This is a genomic window from Methylobacterium sp. Leaf111 (assembly GCF_001423285.1).
GTDB lineage: Bacteria > Pseudomonadota > Alphaproteobacteria > Rhizobiales > Beijerinckiaceae > Methylobacterium.
In genome coordinates this window covers 1-7,500 of sequence record NZ_LMNE01000043.1, presented here as the reverse complement: position 1 = coordinate 7,500, position 7,500 = coordinate 1, and the positions used below count along the sequence as shown (strand labels likewise).

Here is a 7,500-nt window from a genome sequence, read left to right as displayed (position 1 = left end):
GCGTGAAGGAGATGCCACTGCGCATCCCGCCAGACTCGCAGGACAGGCCTCAAACCGAAACCCCACGCGGACTCAACCGTCAGACCTTAACCACTAGGGTCGCGAGCACGAGAACGAGGCCGATCAGTGCGCCGCCTGTCTGGATCTTAGTCCAATGCAAAGCCTCCTCGGCGGCATCTGCAACACGCCGTTGTACGCACAGATCGGCCTCGGTTTGATCCTTGGGCTTCCGGCAATCGGGCTCATACACTTTGGTTTGAGCCGGGCTCTCGTTGGAACGCTGCGCCTCGATGGCCGGGCTGCGGATGTTCGTCTGAGGCGTTTTGGGTTCAGCCTTTTCGGGTTGGGCGTCTTGCTTTTGGCTATTGCCCTGTTGGCCATTCCCTACGGGCTGAGCATGTGCAGAGCCGGACAACGCAACAATGCAGGCGGCGACAGCCCACCATTTCCAGAGTATCATTCTTCATCCATCGGGTGAATTGCATCTCCGAGGATGAACCGAGCCGGGTCGCTTTCACAAGCGCCCGGCTCGCCTTTTACTGCCTGTGTCTTGGGTCCTCTTGACCTCACAGGCAATCCGCCCGAAACAACCACCGTCCCGAGACGCGCGCGAGCGACCCGCCGCGCTGCCCAGAGCCCCGCCACCGCGCGGGGCTTTTGCATTTCCGGAGCACCCCTGCATGACGATTTCCTGGCCGCTCTCGCGGCAGCAGGTGCTCGACGATTCCGGTCGTCCGCTCCTCGTCCCCCGTGTGTTCTTCTTCCTGGGCGGGACCACGACACCGCTGACGGTCTACAAGGATGCGGCGCTCAAGACGCCCTGGACCCAGCCCGTGAAGGCGGACGGATTCGGTCGCTTCCCCCGGGTCTATCTGCCGGACGGCCTATACCGCGAGTAGGTGCTCGGTCCCTACGGAGACGCGCTTTGGAACGACGACGGGCTCGGAGAGGCGGTCGTGAGCGACGATGCAGCCGACGCCCCCGTAGATCCAACCGCCGTTGCAACGACAGGCGACATCAAATGGCGCCTCGACGCTTCGATCCAGGCCGGCTGGGTCCGGATGAACGCGCGGACCATCGGCGGGGCAGGCTCCGGGGCGACCGAGCTCGCGAACGCCAGCGCCAAGGCGCTGTTCCTGTACCTCTGGAACACCTTCCCGGACGCGGTCGCATCCGTGGTCGGCGGGCGCGGCGTCTCGGCCTCCGAAGACTTCTCATCCGGCCGCCAGATCATGATCCCCACCATGCAGGGGCTCGTCGCCGCCGGCCTCGACGACATGGGGTCGACCCCGGCCAACCGCCTGCAGGTTTCGGCTCAGCTCACCCTCACGTCGAACTCTGCGACAGCGACGGTTGATGATGGTGGCCGGATCGGGCTCGGCATGGCGATCCAGGCCGACGGCGTACCGGCCGGGACCGTGGTCATCGGAAACTCCGGCGGTACGATCACCATGTCGGCGCCGGCCGGGGCCGGCACTACCGGCACGGTTGCGGCTCGCTTCTCCTACTTCCTCGACGCCCAGGCGCCGGCTGGGTTCGGCGGGGACTGCGTTGAGGCGCTCTCGCTGAAGAACCTGCCGGCGGACCTGCCCGACGGCACGGTCGATGTCAGCTACCCGGAGCAGACAGGCGTCATCTACTCCCAGCTCCAAGTCGTGCAGCAGGGTAGCGGCGCCGCGGTGCCGAACGTCTGGACCGCCACCACGAACTACAAGACCACGCCCAACCCGGGGGGACCGAAGACGTTCGGCGTGCCGATCTCGAACCCCGATGGCGGCGTCCCGCATCGGACGATGCAGCCGACCCGTCTCGGCACCTTCTACATCAAGCTCTAGGCCCGCCGATGCCCTCGTACATGAACACGCTCGGCGCGGTCTCGCGCCGCGGGCAGTGGCGCTTCCGTCATGTCTTCCGCAGCGCGACCCCGGACGATCGCCTCGACATCTCGGATGCCGGCCTGATCGATTTTTCCCGCGCCTCGGACCTGGTGCTGTCCGTCACCCGCCGCCCCCCGGTCCAGCACCGGGCCTGGTGCGGACCCGTGTTCGGCTCCGCCGATAGCTACTGCGAGCCGGCCCCGGTGCTTTCGGCATCCCTCACGACGGCAACGCTCATCGTCTCGAACCCAGGCCTGGTCGAGGCACTGTTCCCCGCCGGATCGCTGCTCGGCTTACGCCCCGGCCTCTACGACGTCCGGATCCTGGTGACGATCGGGCCGGAGACGGCCGAGATCTTCGACGAACCGATCGAATTTGCCTGAGCCCGGAGCACGCGATGCCTTCCTATCCGATCCGTCCCACCTTCCCGATCGACGTGCGCTCGACGCCGACCATCGCGGCAACGCGAGAGGGGACGTCCTTCCGGTTCGATATCGTGCCCGGCTCCTTGGGCGATCTGCCAGGGCCGGACAGGGCGCAGTTCTTTGCGGCTCTCGAAGCCTTCATCCCGGGGGCGACGTCGACCCTCGCCGCTGCAGTGCCCGCCGATCGCAGCGACCCGGTCTACCGCGCTTTCAATGACACAACCTTCGTGACGCCCGCCGGCGCCCTCGTCGTCTTTGCCAAGAACACGCTCGGGCTCACCGATCCGCAGATGACGGCAATTCTCGCCCAGGCGGCGACCCTCACCAACTGAAGAGACCTGCCATGTTTCGCAAGATTTGCCTGGCGCTCATCGCGCTCGCAGGCCTCTCCAGTGCTGTCCCGGCTCAGACCTTCAATCTGCCCGAGATCGGCATCCAGACCTCCGGGCCGTGCCGTCAGCTCGCGGTTCGGAACCAGAACAGCAAGGCGATGGTGCCGCTGGGGTGTCTGAACCCCACCACCGGCGTCTTCGACGGCGCGGCGCAGCTGCCCGACTTCACCATGTCGAGCCTCGGCGTCCTGCCCGATACCGGGGTCGACGTCTCGGCCGCGATCGTTGCGGCGGCGGCGAAGCTCCCGGCAACCGGCGCACGCCTGAAGCTCGCCTGCGGCCTCTACCTGCTGTCGTCGACAGCGATCATCACGAACTCCTACCTGCACATCCAGGGCGGCGGCCAGAACTGCACGCGGCTTCGCAGCACGGCAGGGTTCGCCACGGGCGATGTCCTCAAGCTCACGGGCTCGTATTCCGGCATCTCCGACGTCGCCTTCGAGCACGTGGCCACGGACACCAACAGCGTCCGGACCTCGGGCTACACGCTGAACCTCGCCAACGGCTACAGCTTTGCCCGCAACATCTCGATGCGGAACTGCTTCGTCTGCATCCGTATGGGTGCGCAGGGAGGCTGGTCCTCCGTCGACCATGTCATGCTGCAGTACATGGCAGACGGGGTGATCAATCCGGGGTCCGGAGGCATCCTCGTCGAGAACGACAGCATTGGTCCGGCCAATTGGATCAATCACGCGATCATCATGTCGAACTTCATCGACGGTATTGCGTCCAACCGCCGGTATCCCACCTTCGCCGTCAAGCTGACGAATACCGGCGAGACGGTGATTTCGGACAGCGACTTCATCAGCAATCGCACGAACCTGCTCATCCAGCCGGGTGCGGGTCAGACGGTTCAGGCGACCCGGCTCAATTCCACCTTCCTGGATAGTGCCCAGGCCGACAACTTCGCGATCGTGCCGACCGCCAGCGGTTATGTGTTCGACGTCGACGCGACGGGCTCCTGGATCACGAACACCTCGCAGATCGCGTCAGCCATCAACACCAACGGTTTCCGGCTCGACGCATCCGGCAACACGACCCTCCCGCCGGGCATAGACACCGGCATCCGGGGCGTTCGGTGGAATGGCGGCGTGATCGCCTCCACGACGGGCAAGACCGGGGTGGGTGTCCTCTGCGCGGACGCGACTCCGCAGGACGTGACGGTCCGGGGGACGACCATCTCGGGCTGGCACATCGGTGTCGACATAGCCCCGGGGTGCTCGCACTAGACCATCGCGGACAACGCGATCGGTTACTACTCGCCCTTCAACGTTGCGGTCCCCAATCGGACCAACAACATCGGGGTCAGGGTGCAGGGGGGCTCGGGCAACTACATCAACGTCCACGACAACCGGCTCTGGGGCAACGCCACGGCGGCGATCGGCTTCAGCGCGACGGGCTTCCAGAACGTCGTCCACGACAACCCCGGCTACAATCCTGTGGGTGCGCTTCAGCTTACGGTCGGCGCAAGCCCGTGGACGTTCACGAACGGCTCGACGGAGGCCACTGTCAATTTGGTCGGCGGCAGCGGTGTATCGGTCGTCGTTGTGGCGGGTAACGGGGTCGGCAATCTCACCCTCTGCAACGCCACGCCCTGCACGGTGAAACTGTCGCCCTATCAGGCGATCCAGACCTCCTACACGACTGGGCCCTCTGCCGTTCAGACGATCCACTGAGCCCGACCACGTCCTGACGTGTCGCCCCTCCTGGCCGCCTTGTGCGGCCTTTTTCTATTGTGCGGGTCCGCTCCCATGCCTCTGGATCTCGACCGCGCGGCGTTCTTCGACGCCGTGCGCCGGCAGCCGTTCGCCGGTCACCTGACGCAGCCGCATGTCGACGGCATGGGGGCGATCCTCGACGCCTGCCCGGCCTCGCTTTCGGTTGATGCGGCGGCCTACTGCCTCGCCACCACCTTCCACGAGACGGCACGCACGATGCGCCCCATCGAGGAGTTCGGCCGGGGCAAGGGCCGGAAGTACGGGCCCACCGGCTTCTGGGGACGGGGCTACGTGCAGCTTACCTGGGAGGCGAACTACGCCAAGGCGACGAAGCGCCTGCGCCAGCTGGGCGTGCTGAAAGCTTCCGAGGACCTGGTGAAGACCCCGACGCTCGCGATGCGTCCGGACGTGGCCGCCGCGATCCTGTTCTACGGCATGATCGAGGGGTGGTTCACCGGCAAGAAGCTCGGGGACTACTTCGCGCCGGGCCGGGCCGATCCAGTTGGGGCCCGGCGGATCATCAACGGCACCGACTGCGACAAGCTCATCGCCGGTTATCAGGCCCAGTTCCGTGTGGCGCTGCTCTCCTCGGTCCCGCTCCAGCCGAGCACCGCGGCCCCAAAGCCGCCGGACCCGTTGGCGCCGATGACGGCGGGCTCCTCTCCCAAGCTCTCCCCCGAGCCCGCCCCCACCGGCGGGCTTCTTCGTTCCGGGGCCCAGGCGACCGGCATCGCCACGCGCGGCCTGCTCAACGGGCTGTTCTCGGGCATCCACAACGCGCTGGCACGGAAGGCCTGACCCCATGGATATGCTCAAGCGTGCCAACGCGCGGCTCGCCGGCGTGCGGATCTACCTGCTCGCCGTCGTCTTCGCCCTGCCCGACGTGCTGTCGGCCCTGGTCGGGTTCGATTGGACCCCACTGCTGCCGGCTGGGCACGAGGGACTCGGCGTCACGATCGGCGCTGCGCTTTCCCTTGCCCGGCTCGCGCTGATCCCGATCCTAAAGAACGTCCGCGACGCGGCGCGCGCCCAGCGCCCCGACTGCGACACCGACCGGGGGCCGCGCTGATGGACTGGCTCTTCAACCCCATCGGCAAGATCGCCGGCTTGTTCGGCTCGGGCATCATCAAGGTGCTCGGCAACAGCGTGCTCGGCCCGATCCTCAAGACCCTGGAGAACGGGCAGAACGCGCAGAAGGACGTCGCAGTCTCCATCGTCCAGGCTGAGATGGCGGCGAACTCCGCCAAGGCGGCGATCGCGCCCGCCTTCAAAGGGCTGATCTACGGCATCGGCATCCCGCCCGCGCTCCACTTCGGAGCCTTGTGCCTCTCGGCGACCTTCGATCTCGGCTGGCCGGTGAAGGATCTGCCCGCGACCTATGTGCCGATTGAGGCGACGATCCTTACGGCGTTCTTCGTCTCCTCGCCCCTGACCACGCTGGCGCGGGCCGGCGCGGCCCGCCTGCTGAAGGCCTGAACCATGGCCGACTCCGCCTCCCCGCGCCGGCCGCGTCGCCGACGCGACCCGGCCCACGTCCGCGACAGCCTTGAGGCGATCGGCGAACGGCTCGACCACCTGATCCCCCCGCCCCAGCCTCCGAGCCTCGGTGAAGGCCTCCTGGAGCACGTCCGCAGGAGTTCCTACGCCATGGCCGACCATCCGCAGCCGTCGGAAGGCGGCACAGAGACCCGCATCCTGGTGGCGCTGGCGCGCATCGAGGAGCGACAAAACTCGATGGTCGAGGTCTCAAAGGCCTCGCAGCAGGCGGCCGAGGCCCGGCACGTCAACGTCATGGCCGCGATTTCGACCTTCGTGCCCCGCTCGGAGATCGAGAAGGACAACAAGGCGATCCACGAGCGCATCGACGGCCTGGAGAAGCGGGTCGACGGCATCCAGAACCGGGTATGGGGCGCGGTCATCAGCGCGGTCGGCGCATTTGGATCAGTGATCCTGACGAAGGTCGGCCTGCTTCACTAATCGAACGAAAAAACCTTTATCTCGCGTGTCGTTGGGCGCCCTGGCTCTGGCCGGGGCGCCCTTTTGTCGGTTCTGCGCCGAGCTTCACTTACTTGATTGCTGAAGCGCTACGCTCTGTCAGCCATTCGGCGACAAGCTCTTCTGCAACGCGGGTCTCGCGGCCATCGGCAGATTTTTGCGCAACAATATAGACAAAGTCCGAGCCCTCATCCGCCTCAGACTTATCGTCCTCAGCCCAGACTTGGCGCATCCAGTCCATATCTTCGGTCTTGCCGAATTTGAAATTGTGGATAATGTTCTCAAGAAGAAGATTGGCGATATTCCCGCCGTAAGGGATAACTTTAGCGTTCGGCGCGATCTTTTTAAGCAGTGGGATAATGTCATCCGACCTGACAGACTCCGTCGGGTCCCAGGATAACCACCACTCGACGGAATAAGTCGGCTGATGTGTCTTCACTGAGTTGTCGCGGTAGTCACGACGCAGCCGATCCGGCATTCTGGCGAGGAGATCAGCAACACTCTTCTGACGGCGTTCAGACCATTGAAAGCGCCGAGGTCCGACAAATTCATTCGCGACGAAGTACCCGCCTGGCCGTAGCGCACTAAAGATCTGAGAGAAGATCCATTCGAGATCGTTGATGTGGTGCAAAGACATATTCATATGCACGACGTCGACAGAATTTGGCTCGAATCTCGGGAAATCCATCTCCGAAACGACGAATTTAACTCTGTCGGAAATGCCAGCAGCCAAAGCAAGTCCATTGGCGACCGCGATAGACCCCGCAGAAGGGTCCAAGCCCAGCACTTCCCCAGCAGATCCCTGACGGGCCAGCGCAATCTCGGCATGACCTGGGCCACAGCCGAGGCTCAACCATTTTCCGCCGGTTGGAATACCCAGGCTCTGGAAAACTTCAGGAGCCCACCAACCCGTCGGCACTGAACCGAAAATCCTTGGCCAAACGCGACTGCGGAGAAGCCACTCGTAATCGAGCCACCCGTGCGGAGGCACTGCTAGTGGTTAAGGTCTGACGGTTGAGTCCGCGTGGGGTTTCGGTTTGAGGCCTGTCCTGCGAGTCTGGCGGGATGCGCAGTGGCATCTCCTTCACGCTCT

General features: G+C 64.9%; 12 protein-coding genes. 10 read left to right on the top strand and 2 right to left on the bottom strand.

Annotated elements, in window-relative coordinates:
- Positions 1-79 precede the first annotated feature (79 nt).
- Positions 80-460 carry a hypothetical protein gene (locus ASF41_RS25125; protein WP_156653351.1) on the bottom strand — a complete coding sequence of 127 codons (381 nt, stop codon included), beginning with the start codon at positions 458-460 and terminating at the stop codon, positions 80-82.
- 220 nt (positions 461-680) lie between these two features.
- Between ASF41_RS25125 and ASF41_RS16810 the strand changes: the two genes are divergently transcribed.
- The 10 genes from ASF41_RS16810 (at position 681) to ASF41_RS16765 (ending at position 6,389) form a co-directional block, all read left to right on the top strand.
- Positions 681-899, top strand: a complete 219-nt coding sequence (locus ASF41_RS16810) for a hypothetical protein (RefSeq protein ID WP_056495188.1) — start codon at positions 681-683, stop codon at positions 897-899.
- Positions 900-956: 57 nt separating this feature from the next.
- Positions 957-1,835, top strand: coding sequence for a hypothetical protein (locus tag ASF41_RS16805; protein WP_156653350.1), 879 nt, complete (start codon positions 957-959; stop codon positions 1,833-1,835).
- Positions 1,836-1,855: 20 nt separating this feature from the next.
- On the top strand, positions 1,856-2,260 hold the full coding sequence (locus ASF41_RS16800; protein WP_056495183.1) for a hypothetical protein: 405 nt from the start codon (positions 1,856-1,858) through the stop codon (positions 2,258-2,260).
- 14 nt (positions 2,261-2,274) lie between these two features.
- Positions 2,275-2,634, top strand: coding sequence for a hypothetical protein (locus tag ASF41_RS16795; protein WP_056495178.1), 360 nt, complete (start codon positions 2,275-2,277; stop codon positions 2,632-2,634).
- An 11-nt stretch (positions 2,635-2,645) separates the two neighbouring features.
- Positions 2,646-3,923, top strand: a complete 1,278-nt coding sequence (locus tag ASF41_RS16790; RefSeq protein ID WP_056495175.1) for a hypothetical protein — start codon at positions 2,646-2,648, stop codon at positions 3,921-3,923.
- Positions 3,924-4,004: 81 nt separating this feature from the next.
- The gene (locus ASF41_RS16785; RefSeq protein ID WP_056495172.1) at positions 4,005-4,370 is read left to right on the top strand and encodes a hypothetical protein; all 366 of its coding nucleotides are present in this window, start codon (positions 4,005-4,007) and stop codon (positions 4,368-4,370) included.
- A gap of 75 nt (positions 4,371-4,445) precedes the next feature.
- Positions 4,446-5,210, top strand: coding sequence for a hypothetical protein (locus ASF41_RS16780; protein WP_056495169.1), 765 nt, complete (start codon positions 4,446-4,448; stop codon positions 5,208-5,210).
- 4 nt (positions 5,211-5,214) lie between these two features.
- Positions 5,215-5,481 carry a hypothetical protein gene (locus ASF41_RS16775; RefSeq protein WP_056495166.1) on the top strand — a complete coding sequence of 89 codons (267 nt, stop codon included), beginning with the start codon at positions 5,215-5,217 and terminating at the stop codon, positions 5,479-5,481.
- Positions 5,481-5,888 carry a hypothetical protein gene (locus tag ASF41_RS16770; protein WP_056495164.1) on the top strand — a complete coding sequence of 136 codons (408 nt, stop codon included), beginning with the start codon at positions 5,481-5,483 and terminating at the stop codon, positions 5,886-5,888. The genes ASF41_RS16775 and ASF41_RS16770 overlap by 1 nt, the downstream gene beginning before the upstream one ends.
- Before the next feature lie 3 nt (positions 5,889-5,891).
- The gene (locus ASF41_RS16765) at positions 5,892-6,389 is read left to right on the top strand and encodes a hypothetical protein (RefSeq protein WP_056495161.1); all 498 of its coding nucleotides are present in this window, start codon (positions 5,892-5,894) and stop codon (positions 6,387-6,389) included.
- An 88-nt stretch (positions 6,390-6,477) separates the two neighbouring features.
- On the opposite strand, the gene ASF41_RS24170 is transcribed toward ASF41_RS16765, so the two are convergent.
- Entirely contained in the window at positions 6,478-7,326 is an 849-nt protein-coding gene (locus ASF41_RS24170) for a class I SAM-dependent methyltransferase (protein ID WP_162242130.1), read from the bottom strand.
- Positions 7,327-7,500 lie beyond the last annotated feature (174 nt).

Bases quoted from the DNA above. Each gene is read 5' to 3' on its own strand.
- ASF41_RS16810 (WP_056495188.1), top strand. From the start codon at position 681: ATGACGATTTCCTGGCCGCTCTCGCGGCAGCAGGTGCTCGACGATTCC.
- ASF41_RS16780 (WP_056495169.1), top strand. From the start codon at position 4,446: ATGCCTCTGGATCTCGACCGCGCGGCGTTCTTCGACGCCGTGCGCCGG.
- ASF41_RS16800 (WP_056495183.1), top strand. From the start codon at position 1,856: ATGAACACGCTCGGCGCGGTCTCGCGCCGCGGGCAGTGGCGCTTCCGT.
- ASF41_RS16770 (WP_056495164.1), top strand. From the start codon at position 5,481: ATGGACTGGCTCTTCAACCCCATCGGCAAGATCGCCGGCTTGTTCGGC.
- ASF41_RS25125 (WP_156653351.1), bottom strand. From the start codon at position 460: ATGATACTCTGGAAATGGTGGGCTGTCGCCGCCTGCATTGTTGCGTTG.
- ASF41_RS16790 (WP_056495175.1), top strand. From the start codon at position 2,646: ATGTTTCGCAAGATTTGCCTGGCGCTCATCGCGCTCGCAGGCCTCTCC.
- ASF41_RS16775 (WP_056495166.1), top strand. From the start codon at position 5,215: ATGGATATGCTCAAGCGTGCCAACGCGCGGCTCGCCGGCGTGCGGATC.
- ASF41_RS16795 (WP_056495178.1), top strand. From the start codon at position 2,275: ATGCCTTCCTATCCGATCCGTCCCACCTTCCCGATCGACGTGCGCTCG.
- ASF41_RS16765 (WP_056495161.1), top strand. From the start codon at position 5,892: ATGGCCGACTCCGCCTCCCCGCGCCGGCCGCGTCGCCGACGCGACCCG.